Genomic DNA, 26,117 nt, shown 5'->3' with positions numbered 1-26,117 from the left:
TCCTTTGATTGATCGATTGAGCGATTGATTGAGTCTTCATGACGCCTGACAAGACCGTGGCGAGCGTCAGGGATTTGTGGCCGGGAAGCGCAACCGCAGCAAAGTACGGCGAGCATCGCAGGCCGCAAGGCGCGACGCGCAGCCGGTTTTGGCTGGCGCTATACGAGGCCGCCGTTGGCGCGCAGGGTCTGGCCATTGACCCAGCGGCCATCCGCTCCGGCCAGGAAGGCGACGGCGGCGGCGATGTCGTCCGGCGTGCCCAGGCGCTCGAGCGGGGCCATCTTGCTCATGCGCTCTATCGTTTCCTCCGTCTTGCCGTTCAAGAACAGGGCCGTGGCCGTGGGGCCGGGGGCGACGGCGTTGACGGTGATGTCCTTGCCGCGCAATTCCTTGGCGAAGATATTCGTCATCGTCTCGATGGCCGCCTTGGTGGCGGCGTAGACGGAGTAGCCGGGCAGGGCCAGGCCGATCACGCTGGTGGAGAAATTGACGACGCTGCCGCCATGGCGCAAGCGGCTGGCCGCCTGGCGCATGGTGTTGAAGCTGCCCTTGACGTTGATGGCGAACAGGCTGTCGAAGGTGGCGTCGTCCGTGTCGGCCAGGGTGGGCAGCACGGGTGGCATGATGCCGGCGTTATTCACCAGCACGTCGACGCCGCCGAAGGCCGCTTCCGCCGCATCGAACAGCGCTTGCACCTCGCCCGCATCGGCCACGTTGGCCTTGACGGCGATGGCCGCGCCGCCGTCGGCCACGATGGTCGCCACCAGCTTGTCTGCTTCGACATTGCCGCTGGCGTAATTGACGACGACTTGCATGCCGTCGCGGGCCAGGCGGCGGGCGATGGCGGCGCCGATGCCGCGCGAGGCGCCGGTGACGATGGCGACCCTGGCTGGGGTGGATGCTGTATTCATGGTGGTTCTCCTGTCGTGGTGGAAAGGCCCGAAAGAGCGAGCCAGTGCAGCCATTGTGAGCTTTATTTATATGTGGATAAAGGTGGTAAAAATGCTTTCAGTGTGCAATTTAGATCAATAATGATTGTTGAGCCATTTGGCATGATGCAGGCAGGAATACCCCCTTTATGCGCCTGGCGGGCCTGCCTATAGTGAGGCTTTTTCCATGGAGCCCAGCATGTCCCGACGCATGACCGTTGCACGATTCTCCCTTGTTGTCCTTGCCGCCGGCGCGCTGTTCCTGCCGCTGGCCCGCTACGCCTGGTCAGTCAATGCCGCCCAGGTGCCCCCCGCCATGCAAGCTTCCGTCACCTATCCGCACCTGTTGCGCAAGACGCCATTCTTCACGCAGTTGACCGCGGCGCAGCTGCGCACCGTCATCGCGCAGTCGCACGAGTGGGAAGTCCGGGCCGGCACCGTCATCGCCAGCAGCGGCGACGCCGATGGCGCCATCTGGATATTGCTCGACGGTGGCTGGCAGGTGGAGGCGGGCGGGAAAATCCATCCGGCGCTGCACGACGGGGCAGGCAAATGGTATGGCGGCGACGCCGTGAGAGGGACCGCCTTGGCGTCGCGGCTGGTGGCGAACCGGCACAGTTATGTGCTGCGCATCGCGGCGGCGGATTTTGCCCGCATGCGCGAGCAAGGCTACGATTTCGACGCGCATGTGCGCCAGGGCGAGCAGTATTACGGGCAGCTGTTGCGGCAGATCGACTAATGGTGATTAATTTCCCAAATGAATGAAATATTTCCAAAGGTTAACTTTACACGTCAAATAATTTGGCCCATGATCGCTGCAGTATTTCCCCTTTGTCCCCGACCCCGACAAGAAGGAGCGCAGCATGCGCCGAGCACCCGTATTATTTTTTGCCTTGAGCACGGCCCTCTTGGCCGCCTGCGGCGTGAGCATTGAGCAAGCCGCCGTGGCGCCTGTCGCGCCAGCTGTTGCCGCGCTGCCATCCGATGCCCAGGAAGCGACCGTGCAGCCGGCCGCCGAGGGCGATGGCAGGCATGCCTACCTGCACCGCGTGGGTGGCCACGACTATGTCAGCCTGAATCAGAGTGGCCCGCAGGGCGGTTTGCCCATCCTGACGGGGGTGCGGCGCCATGTGCGCGCCATCCGCCTGCTGGCTGCCGATCCGGCGCAGGCGCGGGCCATGCTGCGCAGCCTGAAGCTGCCCGCGCATCAGCGCAAGCTATGGGGAGGGCAGGAAATCGTGCTCGATGCGGCCAGCTACGACATGCTGCAGGCGGCACGCGGCAGAGGCAAGTTGCTGTATGCCGAGTTGAGACTGGTGGGGCTGGAGAAGTAGGAAAGATTTGCAAACGGGGCCGATCGGCCCCGTTGTCGTGACAGTGGCGTTGAGACAGCCGGTTAAATTTCCAGGTTGTCGATCAATCGCGTCTGCCCCAGCTTGGCGGCGGCCAGCACCACCAGCGGTTCGCCTGCGGCCAGTTCGGCGGCGTTTGGCGCCTGCAGGTTGGCGCGCTTGCGCACGGCGATGTAATCGGATTTCCAGCCGCGGCCATTCAACAGCTGCATGGCGGCCTGTTCCAGTTCACCCACGGCCAGATTACCCTTGCGCACTTCCTCGGCGACGAAGTTGAGCCCCTTGTACAGTTCCGGCGCCTCGGCGCGTTCGCTTTCCGACAGGTACATATTGCGCGAGGACAAAGCCAGCCCATCGTCGGCCCGATACGTTTCGGCGGCGATGATTTCCGTCGGCAGCGCGAACTGGCGCGCCATGTTGCGGATGATCATCAGTTGCTGGTAATCCTTCTTGCCGAACACGGCCACTCGCGGGCCCACGCACGAGAACAGCTTGGTGACGACCGTGCACACGCCTTCGAAGAAGCCGGGGCGGAATTCGCCTTCCAGGGTGTTGCCGAGGTCATCGGGCGGGCGCACGCGGTATTCCTGCGGTTCCGGATACAGTTCCTTTTCCGTCGGCGCGAACAGCACGTACACGCCTTCCTTTTCCAGCTTGGCGATGTCGGCTTCCATGGTGCGCGGATATTTCTCGAAATCCTCGTTCGGGCCGAACTGCAGGCGGTTGACGAAGATCGAGGCGACGACGGGGTCGCCATGCTTGCGCGCCAGGCGCATCAGCGACAGATGGCCTTCATGCAGGTTGCCCATGGTGGGAACGAACGCCGTGCGCAGCTGTCCGCTGAGCTGGTCGCGCAATTCTTCGATGTCGGAAATAATTTTCATTGATTGCTTTCGCTAAAACCCCGTTGTACGGTGGTCAGTGACAAAGGGAGAGGGTATCAGGCGGGCGAATAAGCCAGCCGGACGTAGATGGGGGCAAACGGTTCGGCTTGCGTGATTTCGATCAGGGTTTCCTTGGCCAGTTCCAGCAGGGCCACGAAGTTGACCACCACCACGGGCACGCCGCCGGCAATGTCGAACAGCTCGCTGAATTCGACGAAGCGCGACGATTGCAAATGGCGCAGGATGCTCGACATATGCTCGCGCACGGACAGTTCCTGGCGGCTGATGCGGTGATGCTGGGTCAGCTTGGCGCGTTTCAGCACGTCGAGCCACGCCTGCTGCAAGTCCACCGGCTCGACGTCGGGCCAGGTGGGTGTCAGGCTTTGCTCGATGAAGATCTGCGTGCGCACGAAATCGCGTTCGAACTGGGGAATGGCATTCAGGTCGTAGGCGGCCAGCTTGATCTGCTCGTATTCGAGCAGGCGGCGCACCAGTTCGGCACGGGGATCGCCGCCATCTTCCTCGACGTCGCTTTTGCGCGAGGGCAAAAGCATGCGCGACTTGATCTCGATCAACATGGCCGCCATCAACAGATACTCGGCGGCCAGTTCCAGGTTGCGCACGCGGATCTGGTCGACGTACTTCAGGTATTGCAGGGTCACCTGCGCCATCGGAATGTCGAGAATGTTGAAGTTTTGCTTGCGGATCAGGTAGAGCAGCAAGTCGAGCGGGCCTTCGAAGGCTTCGAGGAAGATTTCCAGCGCATCCGGCGGAATGTACAGGTCCGTGGGCATGCGCAGCATGGGCTCGCCATACAGGCGGGCGATGCCCAGTGGATCGGCGGCGGGCGCCGCGTCCGTTGTTGCAGATGTTGCAGGGTCGCCGCCGCCGTCGCCGCTAGCGACGGGTTCGGGCGACTCGATGACTGCGCTCGCGTCCGGTGCATCCAGCCCGGGCGTGCTCGCCGACTCTTCAGGCAACATCGTGCCGGTTCCGGCTCTTAGTTCTTGTTCTGGTAAACGTAAGCCTGTTGCTTGATGGCCGACGCCATCTGGCGTTCCTGCTCATCGAGGCTGACGGATGGCTTGTCCCACAGCAAGGCGCGGCCCGCTTGCTGGCCCGCTTCCATGCCAGGGTTCTTGGCCTTCAGTTCGGCGATGAACAGGGTGTGGTCGGAAACATAGTTGTTGTGTTTTGCAGGCAGTTTCATATTCTCTTCTGAGTGTCTTGTAAGTAAGGTCAGCCGGCCGTATTTTACCGTGCCGCGTGCGGCGGCGGGTTGTCTTATCGGCAAGCCGGGGCGAAAATGCTAAAAATCAATAACGCAGCAAGCGCCGCATCACCATCGGCGCCGGTTCGGCGGGGTTGGCGTGCGAATATTCCAGTTCCTCGGCCAGGTCGAATTCGAAGGCCGCATAAAAATCGATCAGCTTGCGCTGGTCGCGGCGCACGGCCAGACGCAATTCCTCGGCCTGGCACGACAGTCCGTGATGAATGATGGCTTCGAGCAAGTGCTGCGAGACGTGGCTGCCCCGGTAGGCGGGCAGCACGCCCATGCGCGAAATCTTCCAGATGGCGGGATCGCTGTCGAGCGGCATCCAGCGCAGCGAACCGGCCGGGACGTCGTCGATCAGCAACAGGAAGCCGCCGCCGTGGCGCAGCTGCTCTTCCACCTGCTGCGCCGTCTCGTGGTGCCCGCTGGAAGACGCGGCCACCTTGCCGGCCCACGCAGCGCGGGTCAGCTCGGCGATCAGTTGTGCATCGGCATTTGTTGCTTCGCGCACCACGATATTCATCATCGTTCCTTGGGGCTTAGCGGATGCGCATGCCAGGTTCGGCGCCTGGCCACGGGTTCAGGATGTAGATGCCCGGATTCGCCTTCTCGTCGGCGGCTGAGGCCGCCATGACCATGCCTTCGGATATGCCGAACTTCATCTTGCGCGGCGCCAGGTTGGCCACCAGCACCGTCAGCTTGCCGACCAACTCTTCCGGCTGGTAGGCCGAGCGGATGCCCGAGAACACATTGCGCAGGCGGCCTTCGCCCGCGTCCAGGGTCAGGCGCAGCAGCTTGTCCGAGCCATCGACCAGTTCGCAGTTGACGATCTTCGCGATGCGCAGGTCGACCTTGAGGAAGTCGTCGATCTTGATTTCCGGCGCCAGTTCCTCGATCGCCGTGGCAGGAGCGGCTGCGGCGGCGTCGCCTGCTGCTTCGATGGCGGGCGCGGCGGCTACCGCTTGCGGCGCGTCAAACAGCGCTTCGATCATCTTCGCATCCATGCGCGTCATCAGGTGGTTATAGGTGCCGATGGTGCGGCCCAGCATGCTGGTCGAGACGGCGTCGACTTGCGTGTCGGCCCAGGTGAATTGCTCGTCGTTGAGGAAGCCGGCCACGTTCTTTGCCACGCCCGGCAGCACCGGCGACAGCAGGATCGTCAGCTGGCGGAACAGGATCAGGGCCGTGGTGCACACTTCGTGCAGCTCGGCCGTCTTCTCCGCATCCTTGGCCAGGATCCACGGCTTGTTTTCATCGACATACTGGTTGGTGATGTCGGCGATTTCCATGATTTCGCGCAAGGCCTTGCCGAATTCGCGGTTTTCAAAGTGCTGGGCGATGCTGGCCTGGCGTTCCTTGTTCAGCACTTCGTCGCCGGACTGCACCTTGTACGTGAGCGCGCGCCAGATGTAGCCCTGGGCCGTCGGCGACAGGGTGGTGGCCAGCTTGCCGTCGAACTTCTTGGCGATGAAGCCGGCGCAGCGGCTGGCGATGTTCACGTACTTGCCGATCAGGTCGCTGTTCACGCGGGCCACGAAGTCGTCGCCGTTGAAGTCCAGGTCTTCCACTTTCGAGTTCAGCTTGAAGGCGATGTAGTAGCGCAGCCATTCCGGGTTCATGCCCAGGTCCAGGTAGCGCAGCGGCGAGATGCCGGTGCCGCGCGACTTCGACATTTTTTCGTTATTGACCGTCAGGAAGCCGTGGACATTGACTTTCAGTTTGTCGATCACCGGGTGGCCGGCGAATTTCAGCATGGCGGGCCAGAACAGCAGGTGGAAGGAAACGATGTCCTTGCCGATGAAGTGGATCTGTTCCGTGGCCGGATCGTTCAGCAAGGCGTCGAAATCGAGGCCTTTCTTGTCGCAATAGTTTTTCAGGCTGGCCAGGTAGCCGACCGGCGCGTCCATCCACACATAGAAGAACTTGCCCGGCGCATCGGGAATCGGGATGCCGAAGTAGGGCGCATCGCGCGAGATATCCCAGTCGGCCAGCTTTTCGCCCGCCTCGCCCAGCCACTCGCTGACCTTGTTGACCATTTCAGGCTGCAAGCGGCCTGGCGTGTTGAGCCAATCCTTGAGGAATTCGAAGCAGCGCGGGTCGGACAGCTTGAAGAAGTACTGTTCCGACGGCTTCATCACGGGCGTCGCATTGGTAAATACGGAGAACGGATTGACCAGGTCGGTCGGCTGGTAGGCCGCGCCGCACACTTCGCAATTGTCGCCGTACTGGTTCTTGGCACCGCATTTCGGGCATTCGCCCTTGATGTTGCGGTCGGCCAGGAACATGCCTTTGACCGGATCGAAGAAGCGGTCGACGGTTTTCGTGACGATCAGGCCCGTATCGCGCAGTTTGCGGTAGATCGATTGCGACAGGTCGACGTTTTCCGGCGAGTCGGTCGAATACCAGTTATCGAAGGCGATATGGAAGCCGTCCAGATACTGGGCGCGGCCGGCGGCGATGTTGGCGACGAATTGCTGCGGCGTGATGCCTTCCTTTTCGGCGGCGATCATGATGGGCGTGCCATGCGTATCGTCGGCGCCCACAAAGTGCACTTCACGACCGGCCGCGCCATCGCGTTGCATTCGCTGGAACCGGACCCAGATATCAGCCTGGATGTATTCCATGATATGGCCAATGTGAAAAGCGGCGTTTGCGTAAGGCAGGGCAGTGGTGACGAACAGCTTGCGAGTCATGATTGATGCACTTTTGGGATGGATAATAGGGCATTTTAACAGCGGAAACGTAATATGAGCAGATGCAGCGCCGGCAAGTAGTGCTTTTGTCTCCATCGCGCCATGCAATTTTGCGCTAGACTGCGCGTATTGCATACGGAGATAGTCATGAGCATCACAGTAGAAGACGTTAAAGCCGCACTGGCGCAGGTTATTGATCCAAATACAAATAAAGACTTCGTTTCCAGTAAAACAGTCAAGAATCTGAAGGTCGATGGCGGCGATATCTCGCTCGACATCGAACTCGGCTATCCGGCGAAAAGCCAGATCGACCTGATCCGCAAGTCCGTGCTGGCCGCCCTGCGCGTGCTGCCGGGCGTGGGCAATGTCAGCGTCGGCGTGTCGTCGAAAATCATTTCGCACACGGTGCAGCGCGGCTTGAAGCCGATGAGCAACGTGAAAAACATCATCGCCGTCGCTTCCGGCAAGGGCGGCGTGGGCAAATCGACGACGGCCGTCAACCTGGCCCTGGCCCTGGCCGCCGAAGGCGCGACCGTCGGCATGCTGGACGCCGATATCTATGGCCCGTCGCAGCCGATGATGCTGGGCATCAGCGGCCAGCCGAAGACCCTGGACGGCAAGAGCATGGAGCCGATGGAAAACCACGGCCTGCAAGTGTCGTCGATCGGCTTCATGATCGATCCGGACGAGCCGATGGTGTGGCGCGGCCCCATGGTCACGCAGGCGCTGCAGCAGCTGCTGGACCAGACCAACTGGCGCGACCTCGACTACCTGATCGTCGACATGCCGCCAGGCACGGGCGATATCCAGCTGACCCTGTCGCAGAAAGTGCCCGTCACGGGCGCCGTCATCGTCACGACGCCGCAGGACATCGCGCTGCTGGACGCGCGCAAGGGTTTGAAAATGTTCGAGAAAGTCGGCATTCCCATCCTCGGCGTGGTGGAAAACATGAGCACGCACATCTGCTCGAACTGCGGCCATGCGGAAGAAATCTTCGGTGCCGGCGGCGGCGCGAAGATGTGCGCGGACTTCGGCGTGGAATTCCTCGGCGCCTTGCCGCTGACCATGGCCATCCGCCAGCAGACCGATTCCGGCACGCCGACCGTGGTGGCCGAGCCGGAAGGCCCCGTCGCCGTGATCTACAAGCAGATCGCCCGCACCATCGCCATCAAGGTGGCGGAAAAGGCGAAGGACATGACCAGCAAGTTCCCTAGCATCGTCATCAAGAACGACTAGCGGCTGGGTGGTCTTGCAAACCTACTGCGCAGCTCACTTTCGGGTCGGCGTTACTCACCGTACTAAAGTACGGTTGCGTTACTCAACCCGATATTGAGCTTGCTCGCTACGGTTTTCAAGACCACCGTGGCACCATTGGATTCACTCTTCCCCGGCGCCACGACCGGCAGGAATATGGTTTCATGCAGTCCGTGTTGTTACTAAACAAGAGGAGACATCATGCATTTGAACACGACATTCCTGCGCCAAGCCGCAGCCGTAATTGCTGGCAGCCTGCTGGCCGCCAGCGCCTTTGCACAATCCGTCTCGTTCGTCGAGCCCGCGGATGGCGCGACGGTGAGCAGCCCGTTCAAGGTCAAGTTTGCCGTCAGCGGCATGGCCGTCAAGCCGGCCGGCGACATGACGGCCAAGACGGGCCACCATCATCTGCTGATCAATATGGGGGCGATGAAGGCGGGCGAGATGATTCCCATGGACGACAAGCACTTGCATTTCGGCAAAGGACAGACGGAAACGGATGTCACCCTGCCGCCAGGCCAGTACACCCTCACCATGCAGTTCGCCAACGGCGCGCACCAGTCCTACGGCCCCGAGCTGAGCAAAAGCATCCAGGTGACGGTCAAGTAGTCGCCAAGCCATTCCACGCAAGACCTCGACAGGCCGGACTCCCGCAGGAATCCGGCCTTTTTCATAGTATTGCTTATTGTCATCATTGCGTCATATAGTCTGCGTATGCTGCCCGGTGGCCAGCGTATGGCATCCCTATAATGTGTTTTGATAAACGAGCGGATATGACGAAACATTTTTCCCTTTCCCGGCAACTGGCGCATGCGCTGCTGCTGATGTCGAGCGTGGCGGCGTGCCAGGCGCATGCGGCCAAGGCCGCTCCTGCCGCTTCCGCCGCCGTGGCGCAGCCGAAGCTGGTGGTGGTGCTGGTGGTCGATGGCTTGCCGCAAGAGCAGGTGACGCGCTACCGCGACCAGTTTGGCCAGGGCGGTTTCCGCCGCCTGCTGGAGCAGGGCGCCTGGTTCAGCGATGCGCACCAGGCGCACGGCATCACGGTGACGGCCATCGGCCACTCGGCCGTGCTGTCGGGCGCCTATCCTTACCAGCATGGCGTGATCGGCAATAACTGGATCGATCCCGTCACGAAAAAATCCGTGTACTGCACCGAGGACGGCAATTTCCACTACATCGGCGAAGAAACGCAGCCCGACGACGGCACGGCGCCGACCAGGCTGCGCGTGAGCACCCTGGGCGACGAACTGCGCTATTCCACGGGCGACCAGGCCAAGGTCGTCACCGTATCCGGCAAGGACCGCGGCGCCATCCTGCTGGCCGGGAAAACGGGCACGGCCTATATGTACATGGAAAAGACGGGCAACTTCGCCAGCAGCACCTACTATATGCAGCAGCATCCGCAATGGGTGCAGCGCTACCAGGCGGCCAGGCCGCAGGACCGCTACTACGGCAAGAGCTGGACGCCGCTGCTGGCCGATTCGGCCTATGCGCGGGACGCCCGTGATGATCTTGTGCCGGCCAAGCCGGGCACGCGCAATACCTTCCCGTTTGCCTACTACAGCGACAGCGGCAAGCTCGACGGCGAATACTACAGCCGCTTGAAGTCCGGCCCCTTCCTCGACGAGCTGACCCTGGAATTCGCCCGCGCCGCCATCGATGGCGAGAACCTGGGCCGCAATCCGGCCGGCGTGCCCGATATCCTCGGCGTAAGCCTGTCGGCGCACGACTACGTGAACCATGCCTACGGGCCGGAAAGCAAGATGTCGCACGACCACCTGCAGCGCCTCGACCGCATGCTGGCCGGCTTCTTTGCCGACCTGGATAAAAAAGTCGGCATGGACAACGTGCTGGTGGTGCTGACGGCCGACCATGGCTTTGCCAACGTGCCGGAATTTGCCGAAACGCGCGGCTTCTCGGCCAGGCGCATCGATGGCGCCAAACTGGTCGATGCGCTGAACCAGCACCTGGCCGCGACCCTGGGCGTGGACAAGCTGGTCACCGTGTCGTCGCTGCCGAATATCTACCTCGATTACGCGCTGGCGGAAAAGAGCGGCATCCAGCGCGCCGCGCTGGAAGACGCGGCGGCCCGCTTCCTGCTGCAGCAGGACGGCCTGGCGCAGGTCTATACGCGCACGCAGATGGAAACGGGCGCCGTGGCCACGCGCATGGATACCCTGATGCGCCGCGCCTGGAACCGCCAGTTGTCGGGCGACCTGATGCTGGTGACGAAGCCGGCCTGGTACTTCGGCAAGGGCGTTGGCGGTACTTCGCACGGCACGCCGTACACGTATGACACCAACGTGCCACTGATGGTGTACGGCCCGCGCTGGATCAAGCCGGGCGCCTATGGCCAGTATGCGGAAGTGGTCGACATCGCCCCGACCCTGGCCCATCTGCTGCGCGTGCGCCAGCCGTCGGCGTCGGAAGGGCGGATTTTGACGGAAGCGGTGCGATAAAAGGAGGTGCTGCGCGCCTGTCGGCTTACGCGCTTTGCGCTAACCCGACCTACGATGATCTTGCGAAGAACGTAGGTCGGATCAGCGGGGCACAGCCACGCGTAATCCGGCAACTGCACAGGTAGGCTTACGCGCGGGGCGCTAACCCGACCTGCGTGGACCTTGCGAGGAGCGTAGGTCGGATTAGCGGGGCAAGGCCACGCGTAATCCGACACATTGTTGACCCAGCTACTTACAGCAGCCAGTCTATCGGCAGCACCGACAGAATCGCCACGCCCATGCGCTTCCAGACGCTGGTGCCGGGTTCCGTGTCGTAGCGCGTGGTGGTGCCGTTGGCGTTGCGGGCGACCCAGTACAGCGCGCCGTCGGCGCCAAGCATGACCTGATAGGCGCGCTGCGGTATCGTCGTGCGCATGGCCTGTCCCAGCTGGCGGGCCAGCGCGGGGCTGTCGATGACGAGGCCCATTTCCGTATTCAATTCGATGGAGCGCGGGTCGAAGTTGAAGGAGCCGACGAAGATGCGCCGGTCGTCGACGGCAAACGTCTTCGCGTGCAGGCTGGAGGCGGAACTGCCGAAGCGTCCGGGCTGTTCGCGCGCGTCGCCTGCTTCCCACGAGCGGCGCGACTCATACAGCAGCACGCCCGCCTCCAGCAGCGGCTTTCTCCACTTCGCATAACCGGCATGCACGGCCGCCACGTCCGTCGCTTCCAGCGCATTCGTCAGGATGCGCACGCCCACGCCTTTTTTCGCCAGGTCGGCAAAGGCCTGGGTGCCGGACTTGCCGGGCACGAAATACGGTGAAATCAGGTCTACCTCCTTTTCCGGCACGCCGAGCAGGTTTTGCAGGTTTTCCGCCACGCCGGTGCCTGGCCTGGCTTTGTCCAGCACCTTGGCCGGGTCGTCGCTGACCATGCGCGTCTGCGCCCATTCGAATGGCAGGGTGCGTTCCATCATCTGCCGGACAAAGGGCGAAGTGCGCAGCGCCTGCACGTATTCCTCGGCGGCCTGGGTATCGTCAATGCGGTCCGCTTCGGCCGCGATGGTGGCCGCGTCACCCTCGACAGGCCTGGTCAGCAGCAGTTGCGCAGGATAGGCCGAGGCGCTGTTCCAGTAGCGGTCGAATTCCCGCGAGACGTCGTCGACGACGGGGCCGACGGCCAGCACGTCGAGGTCGGCGAACAGCACGTCGCCGGCCGCGCCGAAGTATTCGTCGCCCACATTGCGCCCGCCGACGATGGTGGCCTGGTTATCGGCCGTGAACGATTTGTTGTGCATGCGCCGGTTGACGCGGGAAAAATCGGTGACAAAGGCCAGCGCGCGCGGCGAACGGGGCACGAAGGGATTGAACAGGCGGATTTCGATATTCTGCTGCTTGCCCAGCATCGTCAGGGTCTGGTCCAGCCCCGCAGTGTTGTTATCGTCGAGCAGCAGGCGCACGCGCACGCCCCGTTCGGCCGCCTGGCGCAGGGCGTCGAATAGCAGCGTGCCGGTGATGTCCTTGTGCCAGATGTAGTACTGCACGTCCAGGCTGCGCTGGGCCGCGGCGGCCAGCAGGGCGCGCGCGGCAAACGCATCGCGTCCGTCGGCCAGCGGGTAGATGCCCGATACGCCAGGGTGCTGCGCCGCCAGCGGCGCGATGGCCGTGCCCAGCCGGGTGTGTTGCGTATCCGTGATGACGGTGGAGGCGATGCGGCCGTCCAGCGAAGGCAGCGATGCGCAGCCGGCGAGGAGGGCGGACAACAGCAGGGGCAGCAGCGCCATGGCGGCGCGGCGGCGGAAGAGGGTGGTGGCGGGCATGGCGGGCTTTCATCGAGTTGCCCCGATGTTAGCAGATGCGCATGCCCGCACGGGGCGGGGTTTTACAACTGTTCCAGCGCGATCAGCTCGGCCACTGTCTGGCGGCGGCGGATCAGGCGCGATTGCTCGCCGTCGACCAGGTATTCCGCCGCGTGCGGGCGGCTGTTGTAGTTCGACGACATCGACGCGCCATACGCGCCCGCGCCTTCGAAGACGACATAGTCGCCCACCTGCGCTGCCGGCAGCAAACGGGTTTCCACCACGCCGCCGTCGCGCTGCGTAAACACGTCGCCCGATTCGCACAGGGGGCCGCCGACGACGGTGGCGCATGCCGGGCTGGCATCGAGCGCGCGGCCGTCATGCGCGATCAGCGACATTTCATGGTAGCTGCCGTACATGGCGGGGCGCATCAGCTCATTGAAGCCCGTATCCAACAAAGTGAAATGGTTGCCGCCCATTTGCTTGGTGGCGCGCACTTCGGCAACCAGCAGGCCGCTGTCGGCCACGAGGAAGCGGCCCGGTTCGATTTCCAGGTGCACGGCGTGGCCCAGGTGCGCCTCGATCTGCTTGCGCGCCGCATCCCACAGCTGGAAGTAGTGGTCCGTGTCGACCGGCTGCTCGCCTTCGCGGTAGGGCACGGACAGGCCGCCGCCCGTGGAAATGGCTTCGATGTCGTGGCCCATGTTTTTCACCAGGTCGACCATGGTGCCGCAGACGGTTTCCAGGTGGCTGTAGTCGACGCCGGAGCCGATATGCATGTGCAGGCCCACCAGGTGCAGGCCATGGGCGCGGATGACGGCCAGCGCTTCCTGCAGTTCCTCGTGCCAGATGCCGTGCTTGCTGTTTTCGCCGCCCGTATTGGTCTTGTTGCTGTGGCCATGGCCATAGCCGGGATTGATGCGCAGCCAGACGCGGTGACCGGGCGACACTGGGCCCAGCTGGCGCAGCATGTCGACGGAGCCGCAATTGACTTCGATCTTCGTCGCCGCCACGCGCGCCAGGGTGGCGCGGTCGAACAAGTCGCAGGTGAACACCAGGCCGGCGGCGCCGTTCGTTTGCGCCGGCGTAAAGCCCGCCTGCAGCGCGCGCTCGATCTCGCCCAGCGAGACGGCGTCCACGTGCACGCCCGCTTCGCGCATCAATGTCAGCAGGTGAATATTCGAATTGGCCTTTTGCGCGAAGCGCACCGTGTCGAACTGCGCCAGCTGGGCGATGCGCGCGCGGATGGTGGCCGCGTCGTAGACCCACAGGGGCGTGCCGTGTTCCTGGGCGAGTTGGGCGAGGGTCTGGTCGGGGACGGGCTTCATCGTGTGCTTTCGGGGGAATGAGAGATGACTGCATGATGGCCGATTGTGCTTCGACTATAAAATATCTATTTGAGGCTACCTTATTCATTTATGATATGACCATGACTATCTCCTTGCGCCATATCGAAGTCTTCCGCGCCATCATGACGACGGGCAGCGTGACGGCCGCCGCCGCCATGCTGCACACTTCGCAGCCTACCGTCAGCCGCGAGCTGGCGCGCCTCGAGCATTTGACGGGCCTGACCCTGTTCGAGCGCGAGCGGGGGCGGCTGCGCCCGACGGCCCAGGCGCTGCAGCTGTTCGAGGAAGTCCAGCGCGCGTATTTCGGCCTGGAGCGCATCGTCAGCACGGCGGCGGCCTTGCGCCAGTTCGATCAGGGGCAGCTGTCGATCGCCTGCCTGCCCGTGTTTTCGCAGTCCCTGCTGCCGCAGGCATGCAAGCGCTTCGTGGCCGATTTTCCCAAGGTGAGCATCAGCATCACGCCGCAGGAGTCGCCGCTGCTGGAAGAGTGGCTGTCGGCGCAGCGCCACGATATCGGCCTGACGGAAGTGGGCAGCGCGCCGCCCGGCACCGTGTTCGACGTGCTGATGTCCGTCGATGAAGTATGCGTGCTGCCCGATGGCCATGCGCTCGCAGCCAAGGCCGTACTGCAGCCGGCCGATTTTGCCGGCCAGCCTTTCATCAGCCTGGCCGCTGTCGACCCCTACCGCCAGCAGATCGACGCCATCTTCGCGCAGGCTGGCGTGGAGCGGCGCATGGCGCTCGACACGCACAGCGCCGCCTCCGTGTGCGCCATGGTGCGCGAAGGCGTGGGGCTGGCCATCGTCAATCCGCTGACGGCGCTTGACTATGCGGGGCAGGGTTTGCAGATCCGCCGCTTCGGCGTGTCGCTGCCGTTCACCGTGAACATCGTCAAGCCCCTGCACCGGCCCCTGTCGCAGCTGGTTGCCCTGTTCGAGCAGGCGCTGCATGCGCAGGCGGAGGAAGTCAAACGGCGCTTGCAGCAGCTGTAAGCGCGCTTGTGGAGCGGCGGCGGTCAACAGAGTAAAATGGCGTTTTACTTATTCAAGCCTGATTACTTCGATGACCACAACCGCTACTCCCGTTCGTACCCGTTTCGCTCCCAGCCCGACCGGCTATCTGCACCTGGGCGGCGCCCGCACCGCCTTGTACAGCTGGGCCTTTGCCCGTCACTTCGGCGGCACGTTCGTGCTGCGCATCGAAGACACGGACGTGGAGCGTTCGACGCCGGAAGCCGTGCAAGCCATCATCGAAGGCATGCAGTGGCTGGGTCTGGACCACGACGAAGGCCCGTTCTACCAGATGCAGCGCATGGACCGCTACCGCGAAGTGGTGGCGCAAATGCTGGCCGAAGGCACGGCCTACCATTGCTACTCGTCGCCGGATGAAGTCGAAGCGATGCGCGAGCGCATGCGCGCCGCTGGCGAAAAGCCGCGCTACGACGGCACCTGGCGTCCGGAGCCGGGCAAGACCCTGCCTGCCGTGCCGGCGGACCGCAAGCCCGTCGTGCGCTTCAAGAATCCGCTCGACGGCGACGTCAGCTGGGATGACGTGGTCAAGGGCACGATCACGATTTCGAACCGCGAGCTGGACGACCTGGTCATCGCGCGTCCGGACGGCACGCCAACGTACAACTTCTGCGTCGCCGTCGATGACTGGGACATGGGCATCACGCACGTTCTGCGCGGCGACGACCACGTCAACAACACGCCGCGCCAGATCAACATCCTGCGCGCCATCGGCGCACCGCTGCCGCTGTACGGCCACCTGCCGATGATTTTGGGTTCGGACGGCCAGAAGATGTCCAAGCGCCGCGACGCCGTCAGCGTGATGGATTACCCGGCGCAGGGTTTCCTGCCGGAGTCGATGCTGAACTACCTGGCGCGCCTGGGCTGGAGCCACGGCGACGATGAAGTGTTCTCGGTGGAGCAGTTCTGCGCATGGTTCAACCTCGATCACCTGACCAAGTCGGCCGCGCAGTTCGATCTCGAAAAGCTCAAGTGGCTCAATAACCACTACATCAAGCAAGCCGACAATGCGCGCCTGGCCGACCTGGCCCGCCCGCAGATGCTGGAAGCGGGCGCCGTCTTCGAAGGCGCGCCGGATCTGGCGCTGGTGCTGGGCATGATGAAGGAGCGCGCCAACACGGTCAACGAGCTGGCCGCCGCCTCGATGCTGTTCTTCCGCGAGCCGCAGCCCGATGCCGACCTGGTGGCGCAGCACATCACGGACGCCATCAAGCCCGTGCTGGGGCAATTTGCCGAGCGCATCGCCACGGTGGAGTGGAGCAAGGAAGCCGTGGCGGCCATGATCAAGGAAGTATTGGCCGCCAACACCATCAAGATGCCGCTGCTGGCCATGCCTTTGCGCCTGATCTTGACGGGGCAGCTGCAGACGCCGGCCATCGACCAGGTGGTGGTGGTATTTGGCCGCGACACCGTGCTGGCGCGCCTGGCAAAGTGGCTGTAATCGCCGCGCCGAATTGAGCGTGTAAACGCAGCGCAGAAACCGCCCCTATGAAAAGTTGCTGATGGACGAAAAAGGGTATTTGCAGAGTGAAACTTCTTTGCTATACTCTTGTTTCTGCACCAACGGGGGTATAGCTCAGCTGGGAGAGCGCTTGCATGGCATGCAAGAGGTCAGCGGTTCGATCCCGCTTACCTCCACCAGCAGCAAAATCGCAGTCAGGTTTTGTTAGTCGTTGAAGTGGTGCAGATGTTGTTTGGAAGTTCCGCGGTCCCCATCGTCTAGAGGCCTAGGACATCACCCTTTCACGGTGAGTACAGGGGTTCGAATCCCCTTGGGGACGCCAGGTAGTTGTGTTATAGTAGTGGCAGTTGTTTGTACTGATTGTTGTAAGTTCGGGGCCGTAAAAAGCGGAGCCTGGATGGAAAGCAAGTAGTGGAACAAAGTCGCCAAGTGCGGCTTTTATTATTTCTGCGCCCGGGGGGTATAGCTCAGCTGGGAGAGCGCTTGCATGGCATGCAAGAGGTCAGCGGTTCGATCCCGCTTACCTCCACCAACAGCGCAGGAGTAAAGCTACAAATTGTAGAAGTAAAAATGTAGTACCGAGGTCCCCATCGTCTAGAGGCCTAGGACATCACCCTTTCACGGTGAGTACAGGGGTTCGAATCCCCTTGGGGACGCCAGTTCAGTCTGGTGTTTGGCAGTAAAGAAGTAGCAGTGTTTCTGCGCCCGGGGGGTATAGCTCAGCTGGGAGAGCGCTTGCATGGCATGCAAGAGGTCAGCGGTTCGATCCCGCTTACCTCCACCAACAGCGCAGAAATCACATGATAATCAAAGTCGCCTCGAGCGGCTTTTTTTATTTGTGCTGGTCGTTTATTCGCTCGGGGGAATAGGACTAAGCTGTTAGCGCGCTGGCATGGCATGCAATGGGTCAGCGCTTAGCTCCCGCTTGCCTCCACCAGCAGCGCAGAAACAGGTAGTCAATTGTAGGAATAAATCAAAGTCGCCTCGAGCGGCTTTTTTTATTTGCTTCGGAGTTTTTGTCTTGCATGCGAGAGTACATGCATGGGGTATATTGAGTCGAAAGAATTTGTGTATTGGTTTATTTGAGGCCGCCTTGGGCGGCTTTTTTGTTTCTGTTGGTTGCTGGGGTATAACTGACAGTGACTTTCGGAGCGGTTAAAGTTGGCCGGCAGGTTGAATTCATCATGGCCTGCGATTAACAATGGACCATCACATTCAGGAGACAGGATGCACCGCTTATTTGCCAGTTTTTTTCTTGCCGCCGTTATTCACATTCCCGCGCAAGCGGATGCGTCGCCTGCGGCGCGATTCGATCCTGGTGCGCTGAAGTTGCAAAGGGGGCCGACCAATGACGTGCTGGTGCTTGGCTCGCCCCATTTGTCGCAACTGCCGAAATCGTTTGACTTGACTCAGTTGAGCTTGCTCAATGAGCGCCTGGCGGACTGGCGGCCGGACGCGATTGCGATCGAGGCGCTTTCCGGCCTGCAGTGCGCTTACATGCGCGTTTATCCGCAGCGTTATGAAGATACGGCAAAAGGCTATTGCTATGACACTGCGGCCGCGCGGGCCGCCACGGGACTCGATGTGGTCGCGGCAACGGCGCAGGCGCAGCGTTTGCTGGCTGCCTGGCCGGCGGCGCCGTCCGCCGCGCAGCGGCGTACATTGGCCTCGCTGTTCCTGGCTGGTGGCGAGCGTGCATCGGCGCTGGTGCAATGGCTGCGCCTGCCCGTGGAAGAGCGGCGCGCCGGTGACGGCTTGAGCGAGCCCTTGGTCGCGCAGCTCAATTCCCTGCGGGAGGAGCGCAACGAGGATTATCAGATTGCTGCCGTGCTGGCGGCGAAGGGTGGGCACGAGCGGGTGTATGGCATGGATGACCACACGGCCGATATGCCTGTTGCCGATGTGAAGGCTTATGCCAAGGCGATCAGGGCGGCTTGGGATAACCCCTTTTCCGCGGAGCGCAAGCGCATTCACGCCGGGTTTGAAGGGCAAATGACTACGCCGGCCGGTGTGCTGGCGGTATATCGCGCCTATAACGGGCGCGCAGAGGCGGATCTGGCAGTCCGTGGCGATTTTGGTGCGGCGCTGGAAGAGCCGTCGCCACAGCATTATGGTCGCAACTACGTCGCCTCCTGGGAGGTGCGTAACTTGCGCATGGCATCGAATATCCGCGAAATCATGACGGCGCGTCCGGGCATGCGCACCCTGGTCATCGTCGGCGCATCCCACAAGGGCTATCTGGAGGCGTATCTGGACCAGATGCATGATGTGCGCATCATCAGTACGGATGATATCTTGCGCTAAGGAATGCTTTTGCCGCGCCGGAAGGTTGGCGCGGTTTTTCCTGCGTGCCTGGCGTACCAGCGCTTTCCATATCTTCCTGCCATCATCCTGTCCTCATAGGGGAGGATGATGCAAATAAGGTGGAAAAAAGAAGGCCAGCAGTTGATTTCGTGAATCGCTTCGTGTTAAACTTCGCGCACGCTTTTTTGAGGGGCTAAGCGAAGCCTTCAACGAAGAGTCCGCTGAGAGTAAAGCCAGCACAGGTCCCCATCGTCTAGAGGCCTAGGACATCACCCTTTCACGGTGAGTACAGGGGTTCGAATCCCCTTGGGGACGCCAGGATTTAGTTGTAAAGTAATATTGCAGTGCTGAATGGGCCTGACAAGTCAGGCTTTTTTTGTTTCTGCAGCATTGCTGTCGTACCAGGTCAGGATGCTTTTTTGCATTCAGGACAGATTTCTGTCCCCATCGTCTAGAGGCCTAGGACATCACCCTTTCACGGTGAGTACAGGGGTTCGAATCCCCTTGGGGACGCCAGATTCGCAAGTAGTCAAGCAAGTAGCAGTGTAAATAACAGGTCGGGGTGCAAAGCAGCGCATTCAGGACAGATTTTCTGTCCCCATCGTCTAGAGGCCTAGGACATCACCCTTTCACGGTGAGTACAGGGGTTCGAATCCCCTTGGGGACGCCAGACCGGCTGAATCAGCCAACAACAAAGCCGCCTGGTAACAGCGCGGCTTTTTTGTTTTCCGCCGCCATGCCAACGTTTCTCATTTTTTCGCTTATTCATGCCACTGCCTACCGATCGCGCACCATCTCTGGCCATCTTCTGCAAAGTCGTCGACAACTACGGCGATATCGGCATTTGCTGGCGTCTGGCGCGGCAGTTGTGCGGCGAGCATGGCGTGGCCGTCACCTTGTGGGTCGATGATTTGTCCAGTTTCAAGCGCATTTGCCCCGATATCGATGTGCGCGCCGAAGTGCAGCAGGCATCCGGCGTGACGGTGCGCCACTGGCGCGGCCAGGATGGCGTGTTCGTGCCCGGCGACGTGGCCGACATCGTCATCGAGTTTTTTGCCTGCGACATTCCGCCCGGCTATATCGCCGCCATGGCGCAGTGTGCGCCGCACCCGGTGTGGCTGAACCTGGAAGGCTTGACGGCGGAAGAGTGGGTCGAGGGCTGCCACGCGCTGACGTCGCCGCGCCACGGCATGATCAAGCATTTCTTCTTTCCTGGCTTCACGCATAAAACGGGCGGCTTGCTGCGCGAGGCGGCGCTGGACGAGAAAAAACTGGCGTTCCAGGCCGATGCGGGCGCCATGGCGGCATTCCTCGGGCAGTTCGGCGTGACGCCGGCAGAGATGGCCGCCTTGAAGGTATCGCTGTTCTGCTACCCGTCCGCCCCCGTCGCCGAGCTGTTTTCGGCCTGGCAGGCGGGAAGCGAGCCCGTGGTGTGCCTGGTGCCGGAAGGCGTCGCGTTCGATGCCGTTCAAGCCTTTATCGGCGACGATGCGGCCATCGCTGGCGCGGCCCGCACGCGCGGCGCGCTGACCGCGCGCATCTTGCCCTTCGTGCCGCAGGACGATTACGACCGCCTGCTGTGGGCTTGCGACGTCAACCTGGTGCGCGGCGAGGATAGCTTCGTGCGCGCGCAATGGGCCGGCAAGCCTTTTCTCTGGCATATCTACCTGCAAGATGAAAACTTGCATCACGTCAAGTTGCGTGCATTCCTGCAGCGCTATGCGATCGACGCCGAGGGGCCGATCGCCAGCCTGGTGCAGGCGGCGCTGGCCTGGAATGGCGCCGGCGCGCAGGCGCTGGACTGGGCGGCGCTGTGGCCCGCATTGCAGGCCGACATGCCGCGCATCGGCGCGCGCGCGCAGGACTGGCAGCGGCAGATGCAAGCCCATGGCGATCTGGCAAGTAACTTGCTGGCGTTCGCCGGTGCGACGAGATAGGCGCTTGCCAAAAATTAAGGTAAAATGCCCGGTTATTTCTAACGTATTTTTAACCGATCAAACGCAAGCTTGCGGCGCTGATGGCTCCGAAGCGGCAGATGGTCTTCATGCAACCCACTTTTTACGTACATTCCTATGAAACCCGCAAAAGAAATTCGTGTTGGCAATATCATCATGGTCGACAGCAAGCCAATGATCGTGTTGCGTTCTGATGTCAACGGTTCGAGCCGCACGGGCTTCACCTACAAATGGAAGATGAAAAATCTTCTGACGAACACCCCGATGGAAAACGTGTTCCGCGGCGACGACAAGTTCGACGTGGTCGTTCTGGATAAAAAGCCAGTGACGTACTCCTACTTCGCCGATCCGCTGTTCGTCTTCATGGACGCCGAGTACAACCAGTACGAAATCGAAGAAGAAAACCTGGGCGAAGCGCTGAACTACCTGAAAGATGGCATGGAATGCGAAGCCATTTTCTACGACGGCAAAGCCATCTCCGTTGAACTGCCTACGACCATCGCCCGTCAAGTGGTGTACTCGGAGCCTGCAGTCAAGGGCAATACGTCGGGCAACGTCCTGAAAGAAGCCAAGATCGAAAACGCCATCGATGCGCACCGCCACACCGTGCAAGTGCCACTGTTCGTTGCGCAAGACGATGTCATCGAAATCGACACCCGTACCAACGAATACAAGCGTGTCGTACGCAACTAAGAGAGCGTCATACTGCGTTGCATGCGGGGCCTGGCGAATGCCGGCCTGGCTTGCCCCAGTTGTCGGTCATCAAGAAACGCTGCCTTCGGGCGGCGTTTTTTTTGCTTAAAAAATAATTCCTTATCGCAACTATTTGCTGGCCAGGACTGCTATGCTATGGCAAGCACACTGTTGCGTTAGCAACATTGAAGTTCTCTGGAGATAGCATGCAGCGCAGTCACCTGTTACGGAATGGCCCATCCCGGGGCGCGACGCCTGCCGTGACGGCTGTTCCGGCACGCGCCTCGCGTCCCGTGCTGGCCCGCGCCACGGCGCCAGCCAGCCCCATGGCCCATTTGCTCGATGCCGGGGTCTTGCCGCAGCAGCAGATGATGCAGGCGGGCAAGCTCAGTTCGCATGCGCTGACGTCGCAGTACCTGGCGCGCATCCGTTCGCTGTGCAGCATCGGCGCGCGCGCCTATCCCGGCATTGAAATCAATCCCGACGCCTTGAAAATTGCCCTGGAAATGGACCGCGAGCGGCAGGGGCACAAGGTGCGCGGCCCCTTGCACGGCATCCCCGTCGTCTTGCGCGACAATATCGCCACGGGCGACCGCATGACGACGCGCACGCAGGCGCCGGCGGCCACGCATGCGCGCTGCGATTCCTTCGTCGCCGCCCGTTTGCGCGCGGCCGGCGCCGTCATCATCGGCAAGAGCAATTTGCGCCAGTGGGCCGCCGTCAGCGTGCCGCATGCGAGTGCCAGCTGGGCGGGCCTGACCATCCTGGCCGTCGACAGCGAGGCGGACGGCTCCATCGTTGCGCCCGCCTCCACGTGCGGCCTGGTCGCCATCCAGCCGACGGGCAGGGCAGCCGCCGGGCAGGCGGGCGAACCGGCCGCGGCAGGTCCGATGGCGCCCAGCGTGCGCGAGGCGGCCTGGCTGCTGGCCGCCCTGTGCGGCGACACCGCAAGCAATGGCGCGGCGCTGGATGTTGCTGGCCTGCACGGGCGCCGCATCGGCGTGGCGCGCGGCCTGTTTGGCCGCTGCGCCGCGACCGATGCCGTGATCGAGCAGGCGCTGCAGGTATTGCGCGGGCAGGGCGCCGAACTGGTCGAACTGCCGCCAGCCTCCGTGCCGGGCGCCATCGAAGAATTGCTGCGCGCGCAGGCGCTCGATGCGCTGGTGGGCCCCACGTGCCACGCCGTGCCGCCGGCGCATGCCATCCAGCCGCAGATCACGGTACCGGCCGGCGCCGTGCACGGCTTGCCGGTCGGCCTGTCTTTCATCGGGGCCTTGCATGCCGAGGCGCAGCTGATCGCCATGGCCTATGCGTATGAACAGGCGACCTTGCACCGGCGTACGCCTGCGTTGCCGTCCAGCATCACCCTGGCGCTGCGCCTGCCATGATTTATCCTTTCTTTTCGTTCTTTATTGACCTCCTATGCTTGCAACTTTGCTGCTGAGCGCGGCCGTGACTGCCGCTCCCGTACCGTTTGATGTCACGCAATTGTCGGGCAGCTGGTCCGACAGCTTCAATACGAATAGCGTGTGCGACGAAGCACGGCACTTTACGCGCATGCAGTTGTCTGATGATCATCAGCGGCTGGCGATCTTCAATGACCGTACCTGGAAAAGCAAGCTGGGCGAGACCAACCGCTTTGCCGCGACGGTGATGGCGGAAACGGAACGCAGCCTGACTTTGCGCTACGACAATGAAACCCGCACGAATGCGAATGGCAAGCTGGTGGAGTGGCAACTGATCTTCGTCGCCCCCGGCGTGTACCGCTGGCGCGAGACGGACTGGCCGGAAGGCAAGGTCAACGGCGTGGTTGGCATCCGCTGCTCGCCGTGATGCCGTGCCAGGGGTAAACATGCCATTCTGCTATGCTATGCTGTGCGCATTATTTGTTGCTTTCAGGAGATTTCATGCACGCACGTTCGCTATTCCCCCTGTTCGTCAGCGCTGCCATGGCGCTGGCCGTCATGCCGGCGCAGGCGCGCACGCCCAAACTGTCGCTGATCGAGCAGGCGCAAAGCTGCGACGGCAGCTCGGCCTGCCCGTATTTCCCTGATGTCTACAAGGCGGACTACGCATTTCGCACCGCCTTCAATGTGGGCTTGAAGAGGGCTGGGCTGAAGAAGCAACGCTGGGTGCCGAACGGCGTGACGAGTCCGCTCAAGCCCATCGAAATCGATGGCAAGGCGCTCCTCCTGACGAGTGTCTGCGAGCCGCACAATTGCGGTCACCGCTACAGCATCCTGTATGACCCGGCACAGCGCAGCATGACGGGCGTGTATATCGGCAGCGACGACAAGGGCGGCGTGCGCACCGTGTACTTCGGTGAGCCCAGCATCGCGGAAGCCGACGTGCTGATCAAGAACTGATGAAGGCGAGCATGCGCATCTCCACCGACCGCGGCGAGCTCGATGTCGCCATGATCCATCGCTACCTGAGCGAGCAATCGTACTGGAAGCGCGGCGTGGCGCTGGAAATGGTACGCAAGGGCATCGACAACGCCCTGTGTTTCGGCGGCTATGTGGATGGCCAGCAAGTGGCCTTCGCCAGGGTCATCACCGATTGCACGGACTTTGCGTACTTGCGCGACGTTTTCGTGCTGCCCGCCTGCCAGGGCAGGGGATATGGCAAGCAATTGGTGGCTGCCGTGCTCAATGACGAACGTTTGCGCGATGTTGCCTGGATGCTGGGCACCGATGACGCCCATGGCTTGTATGCGGGCTTCGGCTTTGCGCCACTGGCGGCGCCACACAAATACATGCGCCGCGAGGCGCGAGGAAAATTATTAAAATAGCCTTTAGGTGTCAAGAGAACCATTAACATTATTATACATAATAATGTTGCCTTGATAATGACGTTGTGTCATTATGCGCGCTCTGCGGCTCGATGTGGAGCGTTGCCTGCTGTCGTTGTGGCCATCCGGGTCGAACGGAGGCGGAACTGAAGTGCGGTTGGTCATCCCTAGCGCGTTTTCTCGTCACTTTGAAGGAATACATCATGAAACAATATGGAGCCGAGTTTCTCGGTACGTTCTGGCTGGTGCTGGGCGGCTGCGGCAGTGCGGTGCTGGCCGCCGCCTTCCCCGGTCTCGGTATCGGTTTTGCCGGCGTGGCGCTGGCGTTCGGCTTGACGGTGCTGACGATGGCCTACGCCATCGGCCACATCTCGGGTTGCCACCTGAATCCCGCCGTGTCGATCGGCCTGTGGGCCGGTGGCCGCTTTCCCGCCAATCAATTGCTGCCCTACATCATCGCGCAAGTGCTGGGCGCCATCGTGGCCGGCGGCGTGCTGTACGTGATCGCCAGCGGCCAGGCCGGTTTCGACGTCAGCAAGGGCTTTGCCTCGAACGGCTACGGCGCCCATTCGCCGGGCGGCTATTCGATGCTGTCGGCCCTCGTCATCGAAATCGTCCTGACGATGTTCTTCCTGATCGTCATCCTTGGCGCCACCGACAAGCGCGCCCCGGCCGGCTTCGCGCCACTGCCGATCGGCCTGGCGCTGACCCTGATTCACCTGATCAGCATTCCCGTCACCAATACCTCCGTCAATCCGGCCCGCAGCACGGGCGTGGCGCTGTACGTGGGCGACTGGGCCACGAGCCAGCTGTGGCTGTTCTGGCTGGCGCCTATCATCGGCGCCTTGCTCGGTGCGCTGGCCTACCGCCTGATTTCCGGCGAGAAGAAGTAGGGCGGCTTAGCCCGCAGGGCGTAAGCCGACAGCCAGTGCAGCTTGTCGGCTTACGCGCGGCCTTGCCACGCTAAGCCGAGCTACGCGCCGCGCCATTCGCCCAGGTAATGCTGCGGCGTGCGTCCCAGAATGCGGCGGAACATGGCGCTGAAGGCGCTGGGGCTGGCGTAGCCGAGCGCATAGGCGATGGCGGCCACGCCTTCGCCCCGGTCCAGGCGGCAGAAGGCCTCGGCCAGGTGGACTTGCTGCAGCCATTGACGGTAATGCAAGCCCGTTTCCTTGGGGAACAGGCGGATCAGCGTGCGCGCGCTGGCGCCCGCGTCATGGGCCCAGTCCTCGATGCTGCGCCGGCTGCCGGGCGCCGCCATGATGGCGGAACAGACGGCCACCAGACGCCGGTCGCGCGGCCAGGGGATGGCAATCGGCACGGTGTCGGCCAGGGTCAGTTCGGACAGGATCAGGTGCGCCAGCCAGTCGCCGCGGCCCGCCAGCGCGTACTCGACGGGCTCGGCCAGCAGCGCCAGGATCAGCTCGCGCAGCAGCCGGCTGACCTCGAGCACCTTGCAATCGGGGCCGAACGGGGCGGCCACCTGCGCATCGATGTATACGGTGCGCATGCTCAGTTCGCTAAGTATGTGGACTTCATGCACGACGCCGACCGGTATCAGCAGGGCGCGGCGCGGCGGCAATATCCACACGCCGTGCTCGGCCGTTACGCGCATGACGCCTTCGGTGGCGTACAGCAGCTGGGCCCGCACATGATTGTGCGGCGCCGTATGGTCGCCCGCCGCGTATTGCTTGGACATGGCCGTCACGGGGCGCGGCACGTGCTGGTAGTCGTGCGCATTGGTGCTGCGGCTGAATGGGATGCCGTCCGGCTGGGCCAGGACAGGGTGGTCGGTATGCATGCGTGTTGTGTGTCGCCGGCCAGGTCGCCGCGCGTGTCTCAGGGTTGTCACTTAAGCGACGATTATTGGAAGTTATCAGTCCAGCGACCATACTATACTGCTTTCTTTGCCGG

Annotated in this window: 24 protein-coding genes and 8 tRNA genes; 23 read left to right on the top strand and 9 right to left on the bottom strand. The window is 62.2% G+C overall.

Going from position 1 to position 26,117, the window contains the following annotated elements:
- Nucleotides 1-158: 158 nt before the first annotated feature.
- Complete coding sequence (locus tag O0880_RS23720) at nucleotides 159-911, bottom strand: SDR family oxidoreductase (RefSeq protein ID WP_289889087.1); 753 nt, start codon at nucleotides 909-911, stop codon at nucleotides 159-161.
- A 217-nt stretch (nucleotides 912-1,128) separates the two neighbouring features.
- Between O0880_RS23720 and O0880_RS23715 the strand changes: the two genes are divergently transcribed.
- Both O0880_RS23715 and O0880_RS23710 read left to right on the top strand, forming a co-directional pair.
- Nucleotides 1,129-1,668 carry a hypothetical protein gene (locus O0880_RS23715; RefSeq protein WP_289889086.1) on the top strand — a complete coding sequence of 180 codons (540 nt, stop codon included), beginning with the start codon at nucleotides 1,129-1,131 and terminating at the stop codon, nucleotides 1,666-1,668.
- A gap of 124 nt (nucleotides 1,669-1,792) precedes the next feature.
- Entirely contained in the window at nucleotides 1,793-2,263 is a 471-nt protein-coding gene (locus tag O0880_RS23710; RefSeq protein WP_289889085.1) for a hypothetical protein, read from the top strand.
- Nucleotides 2,264-2,325: 62 nt separating this feature from the next.
- Here the strand turns inward: O0880_RS23710 and panC are convergent, their stop codons facing one another.
- The 5 genes from panC to metG form a co-directional block, all read right to left on the bottom strand.
- On the bottom strand, nucleotides 2,326-3,165 hold the full coding sequence (gene panC, locus O0880_RS23705; protein WP_071324461.1) for a pantoate--beta-alanine ligase: 840 nt from the start codon (nucleotides 3,163-3,165) through the stop codon (nucleotides 2,326-2,328).
- 56 nt (nucleotides 3,166-3,221) lie between these two features.
- Nucleotides 3,222-4,148, bottom strand: a complete 927-nt coding sequence (locus O0880_RS23700; RefSeq protein WP_071324460.1) for a ScpA family protein — start codon at nucleotides 4,146-4,148, stop codon at nucleotides 3,222-3,224.
- A 17-nt stretch (nucleotides 4,149-4,165) separates the two neighbouring features.
- The gene (locus O0880_RS23695; RefSeq protein WP_071324459.1) at nucleotides 4,166-4,375 is read right to left on the bottom strand and encodes a DUF3460 family protein; all 210 of its coding nucleotides are present in this window, start codon (nucleotides 4,373-4,375) and stop codon (nucleotides 4,166-4,168) included.
- Between the two features lie 106 nt (nucleotides 4,376-4,481).
- Nucleotides 4,482-4,961, bottom strand: a complete 480-nt coding sequence (locus O0880_RS23690) for a GNAT family N-acetyltransferase (protein ID WP_071324458.1) — start codon at nucleotides 4,959-4,961, stop codon at nucleotides 4,482-4,484.
- Between the two features lie 16 nt (nucleotides 4,962-4,977).
- Nucleotides 4,978-7,131 (bottom strand): methionine--tRNA ligase, encoded by a 2,154-nt coding sequence (gene metG, locus O0880_RS23685; protein ID WP_289889083.1) that lies wholly within the window; start codon nucleotides 7,129-7,131, stop codon nucleotides 4,978-4,980.
- 147 nt (nucleotides 7,132-7,278) lie between these two features.
- Between metG and apbC the strand changes: the two genes are divergently transcribed.
- The 3 genes from apbC (at nucleotide 7,279) to O0880_RS23670 (ending at nucleotide 10,844) form a co-directional block, all read left to right on the top strand.
- The gene (apbC, locus tag O0880_RS23680; RefSeq protein WP_289889082.1) at nucleotides 7,279-8,367 is read left to right on the top strand and encodes an iron-sulfur cluster carrier protein ApbC; all 1,089 of its coding nucleotides are present in this window, start codon (nucleotides 7,279-7,281) and stop codon (nucleotides 8,365-8,367) included.
- A 219-nt stretch (nucleotides 8,368-8,586) separates the two neighbouring features.
- A complete protein-coding gene (locus O0880_RS23675; protein WP_071324455.1) occupies nucleotides 8,587-8,994 on the top strand; it encodes a DUF4399 domain-containing protein in 408 nt (135 codons plus the stop codon).
- A 164-nt stretch (nucleotides 8,995-9,158) separates the two neighbouring features.
- Nucleotides 9,159-10,844 (top strand): alkaline phosphatase family protein, encoded by a 1,686-nt coding sequence (locus O0880_RS23670; RefSeq protein ID WP_289889081.1) that lies wholly within the window; start codon nucleotides 9,159-9,161, stop codon nucleotides 10,842-10,844.
- A gap of 232 nt (nucleotides 10,845-11,076) precedes the next feature.
- Here O0880_RS23670 and O0880_RS23665 read toward each other — a convergent pair whose 3' ends face one another.
- Together O0880_RS23665 and lysA are read right to left on the bottom strand one after the other, a co-directional pair.
- Nucleotides 11,077-12,642 (bottom strand): phospholipase D family protein, encoded by a 1,566-nt coding sequence (locus tag O0880_RS23665; protein WP_289889080.1) that lies wholly within the window; start codon nucleotides 12,640-12,642, stop codon nucleotides 11,077-11,079.
- A 62-nt stretch (nucleotides 12,643-12,704) separates the two neighbouring features.
- Nucleotides 12,705-13,949 carry a diaminopimelate decarboxylase gene (gene lysA / locus O0880_RS23660; protein ID WP_071324453.1) on the bottom strand — a complete coding sequence of 415 codons (1,245 nt, stop codon included), beginning with the start codon at nucleotides 13,947-13,949 and terminating at the stop codon, nucleotides 12,705-12,707.
- Between the two features lie 101 nt (nucleotides 13,950-14,050).
- Between lysA and O0880_RS23655 the strand changes: the two genes are divergently transcribed.
- The 18 genes from O0880_RS23655 (at nucleotide 14,051) to aqpZ (ending at nucleotide 25,096) form a co-directional block, all read left to right on the top strand.
- Nucleotides 14,051-14,962 (top strand): LysR family transcriptional regulator, encoded by a 912-nt coding sequence (locus O0880_RS23655; protein WP_289889079.1) that lies wholly within the window; start codon nucleotides 14,051-14,053, stop codon nucleotides 14,960-14,962.
- Between the two features lie 70 nt (nucleotides 14,963-15,032).
- On the top strand, nucleotides 15,033-16,439 hold the full coding sequence (gltX, locus tag O0880_RS23650; RefSeq protein WP_289889078.1) for a glutamate--tRNA ligase: 1,407 nt from the start codon (nucleotides 15,033-15,035) through the stop codon (nucleotides 16,437-16,439).
- A gap of 124 nt (nucleotides 16,440-16,563) precedes the next feature.
- Nucleotides 16,564-16,639: transfer RNA gene (locus tag O0880_RS23645), tRNA-Ala, on the top strand.
- 67 nt (nucleotides 16,640-16,706) lie between these two features.
- Nucleotides 16,707-16,782, top strand: a tRNA-Glu gene (locus O0880_RS23640).
- Between the two features lie 134 nt (nucleotides 16,783-16,916).
- Nucleotides 16,917-16,992: transfer RNA gene (locus O0880_RS23635), tRNA-Ala, on the top strand.
- A gap of 51 nt (nucleotides 16,993-17,043) precedes the next feature.
- Nucleotides 17,044-17,119: transfer RNA gene (locus tag O0880_RS23630), tRNA-Glu, on the top strand.
- Nucleotides 17,120-17,168: 49 nt separating this feature from the next.
- Nucleotides 17,169-17,244 (top strand) — tRNA-Ala (locus O0880_RS23625).
- A 443-nt stretch (nucleotides 17,245-17,687) separates the two neighbouring features.
- A complete protein-coding gene (locus O0880_RS23620) occupies nucleotides 17,688-18,764 on the top strand; it encodes a DUF5694 domain-containing protein (RefSeq protein WP_289889077.1) in 1,077 nt (358 codons plus the stop codon).
- Between the two features lie 242 nt (nucleotides 18,765-19,006).
- Nucleotides 19,007-19,082 (top strand) — tRNA-Glu (locus tag O0880_RS23615).
- A gap of 122 nt (nucleotides 19,083-19,204) precedes the next feature.
- A tRNA-Glu gene (locus tag O0880_RS23610) sits at nucleotides 19,205-19,280 on the top strand.
- 78 nt (nucleotides 19,281-19,358) lie between these two features.
- Nucleotides 19,359-19,434: transfer RNA gene (locus O0880_RS23605), tRNA-Glu, on the top strand.
- A 97-nt stretch (nucleotides 19,435-19,531) separates the two neighbouring features.
- A complete protein-coding gene (gene earP / locus O0880_RS23600; protein ID WP_289889076.1) occupies nucleotides 19,532-20,701 on the top strand; it encodes an elongation factor P maturation arginine rhamnosyltransferase EarP in 1,170 nt (389 codons plus the stop codon).
- 135 nt (nucleotides 20,702-20,836) lie between these two features.
- Entirely contained in the window at nucleotides 20,837-21,412 is a 576-nt protein-coding gene (locus tag O0880_RS23595; RefSeq protein WP_034778059.1) for an elongation factor P, read from the top strand.
- Between the two features lie 260 nt (nucleotides 21,413-21,672).
- Nucleotides 21,673-22,800 carry an amidase family protein gene (locus O0880_RS23590; RefSeq protein ID WP_289889075.1) on the top strand — a complete coding sequence of 376 codons (1,128 nt, stop codon included), beginning with the start codon at nucleotides 21,673-21,675 and terminating at the stop codon, nucleotides 22,798-22,800.
- Nucleotides 22,801-22,834: 34 nt separating this feature from the next.
- Nucleotides 22,835-23,245: a hypothetical protein gene (locus tag O0880_RS23585; RefSeq protein ID WP_289889074.1), complete on the top strand. Its 411-nt coding sequence runs from the start codon at nucleotides 22,835-22,837 to the stop codon at nucleotides 23,243-23,245.
- Nucleotides 23,246-23,319: 74 nt separating this feature from the next.
- On the top strand, nucleotides 23,320-23,778 hold the full coding sequence (locus tag O0880_RS23580) for an Ivy family c-type lysozyme inhibitor (protein ID WP_289889073.1): 459 nt from the start codon (nucleotides 23,320-23,322) through the stop codon (nucleotides 23,776-23,778).
- A gap of 11 nt (nucleotides 23,779-23,789) precedes the next feature.
- Complete coding sequence (locus O0880_RS23575; RefSeq protein WP_289889072.1) at nucleotides 23,790-24,203, top strand: GNAT family N-acetyltransferase; 414 nt, start codon at nucleotides 23,790-23,792, stop codon at nucleotides 24,201-24,203.
- Between the two features lie 203 nt (nucleotides 24,204-24,406).
- Nucleotides 24,407-25,096 (top strand): aquaporin Z, encoded by a 690-nt coding sequence (gene aqpZ / locus O0880_RS23570; protein WP_071324445.1) that lies wholly within the window; start codon nucleotides 24,407-24,409, stop codon nucleotides 25,094-25,096.
- A gap of 80 nt (nucleotides 25,097-25,176) precedes the next feature.
- Here the strand turns inward: aqpZ and O0880_RS23565 are convergent, their stop codons facing one another.
- Entirely contained in the window at nucleotides 25,177-26,004 is an 828-nt protein-coding gene (locus O0880_RS23565; RefSeq protein ID WP_071324444.1) for a helix-turn-helix transcriptional regulator, read from the bottom strand.
- Nucleotides 26,005-26,117 lie beyond the last annotated feature (113 nt).

The organism is Janthinobacterium sp. SUN118 (assembly GCF_030397695.1).
Taxonomy (GTDB): Bacteria; Pseudomonadota; Gammaproteobacteria; order Burkholderiales; family Burkholderiaceae_D; genus Janthinobacterium.
This window is presented reverse-complemented; position numbering and strand designations above follow the sequence as displayed.

What these genes read in the sequence shown, in the direction of transcription:
- O0880_RS23720 (WP_289889087.1), bottom strand. Translation starts at nt 911, where the DNA reads ATGAATACAGCATCCACCCCAGCCAGGGTCGCCATCGTCACCGGCGCC.
- O0880_RS23715 (WP_289889086.1), top strand. Translation starts at nt 1,129, where the DNA reads ATGTCCCGACGCATGACCGTTGCACGATTCTCCCTTGTTGTCCTTGCC.
- O0880_RS23710 (WP_289889085.1), top strand. Translation starts at nt 1,793, where the DNA reads ATGCGCCGAGCACCCGTATTATTTTTTGCCTTGAGCACGGCCCTCTTG.
- panC (WP_071324461.1), bottom strand. Translation starts at nt 3,165, where the DNA reads ATGAAAATTATTTCCGACATCGAAGAATTGCGCGACCAGCTCAGCGGA.
- O0880_RS23700 (WP_071324460.1), bottom strand. Translation starts at nt 4,148, where the DNA reads ATGTTGCCTGAAGAGTCGGCGAGCACGCCCGGGCTGGATGCACCGGAC.
- O0880_RS23695 (WP_071324459.1), bottom strand. Translation starts at nt 4,375, where the DNA reads ATGAAACTGCCTGCAAAACACAACAACTATGTTTCCGACCACACCCTG.
- O0880_RS23690 (WP_071324458.1), bottom strand. Translation starts at nt 4,961, where the DNA reads ATGAATATCGTGGTGCGCGAAGCAACAAATGCCGATGCACAACTGATC.
- metG (WP_289889083.1), bottom strand. Translation starts at nt 7,131, where the DNA reads ATGACTCGCAAGCTGTTCGTCACCACTGCCCTGCCTTACGCAAACGCC.
- apbC (WP_289889082.1), top strand. Translation starts at nt 7,279, where the DNA reads ATGAGCATCACAGTAGAAGACGTTAAAGCCGCACTGGCGCAGGTTATT.
- O0880_RS23675 (WP_071324455.1), top strand. Translation starts at nt 8,587, where the DNA reads ATGCATTTGAACACGACATTCCTGCGCCAAGCCGCAGCCGTAATTGCT.
- O0880_RS23670 (WP_289889081.1), top strand. Translation starts at nt 9,159, where the DNA reads ATGACGAAACATTTTTCCCTTTCCCGGCAACTGGCGCATGCGCTGCTG.
- O0880_RS23665 (WP_289889080.1), bottom strand. Translation starts at nt 12,642, where the DNA reads ATGCCCGCCACCACCCTCTTCCGCCGCCGCGCCGCCATGGCGCTGCTG.
- lysA (WP_071324453.1), bottom strand. Translation starts at nt 13,949, where the DNA reads ATGAAGCCCGTCCCCGACCAGACCCTCGCCCAACTCGCCCAGGAACAC.
- O0880_RS23655 (WP_289889079.1), top strand. Translation starts at nt 14,051, where the DNA reads ATGACTATCTCCTTGCGCCATATCGAAGTCTTCCGCGCCATCATGACG.
- gltX (WP_289889078.1), top strand. Translation starts at nt 15,033, where the DNA reads ATGACCACAACCGCTACTCCCGTTCGTACCCGTTTCGCTCCCAGCCCG.
- O0880_RS23620 (WP_289889077.1), top strand. Translation starts at nt 17,688, where the DNA reads ATGCACCGCTTATTTGCCAGTTTTTTTCTTGCCGCCGTTATTCACATT.
- earP (WP_289889076.1), top strand. Translation starts at nt 19,532, where the DNA reads ATGCCACTGCCTACCGATCGCGCACCATCTCTGGCCATCTTCTGCAAA.
- O0880_RS23595 (WP_034778059.1), top strand. Translation starts at nt 20,837, where the DNA reads ATGAAACCCGCAAAAGAAATTCGTGTTGGCAATATCATCATGGTCGAC.
- O0880_RS23585 (WP_289889074.1), top strand. Translation starts at nt 22,835, where the DNA reads ATGCTTGCAACTTTGCTGCTGAGCGCGGCCGTGACTGCCGCTCCCGTA.
- O0880_RS23580 (WP_289889073.1), top strand. Translation starts at nt 23,320, where the DNA reads ATGCACGCACGTTCGCTATTCCCCCTGTTCGTCAGCGCTGCCATGGCG.
- O0880_RS23575 (WP_289889072.1), top strand. Translation starts at nt 23,790, where the DNA reads ATGCGCATCTCCACCGACCGCGGCGAGCTCGATGTCGCCATGATCCAT.
- aqpZ (WP_071324445.1), top strand. Translation starts at nt 24,407, where the DNA reads ATGAAACAATATGGAGCCGAGTTTCTCGGTACGTTCTGGCTGGTGCTG.
- O0880_RS23565 (WP_071324444.1), bottom strand. Translation starts at nt 26,004, where the DNA reads ATGCATACCGACCACCCTGTCCTGGCCCAGCCGGACGGCATCCCATTC.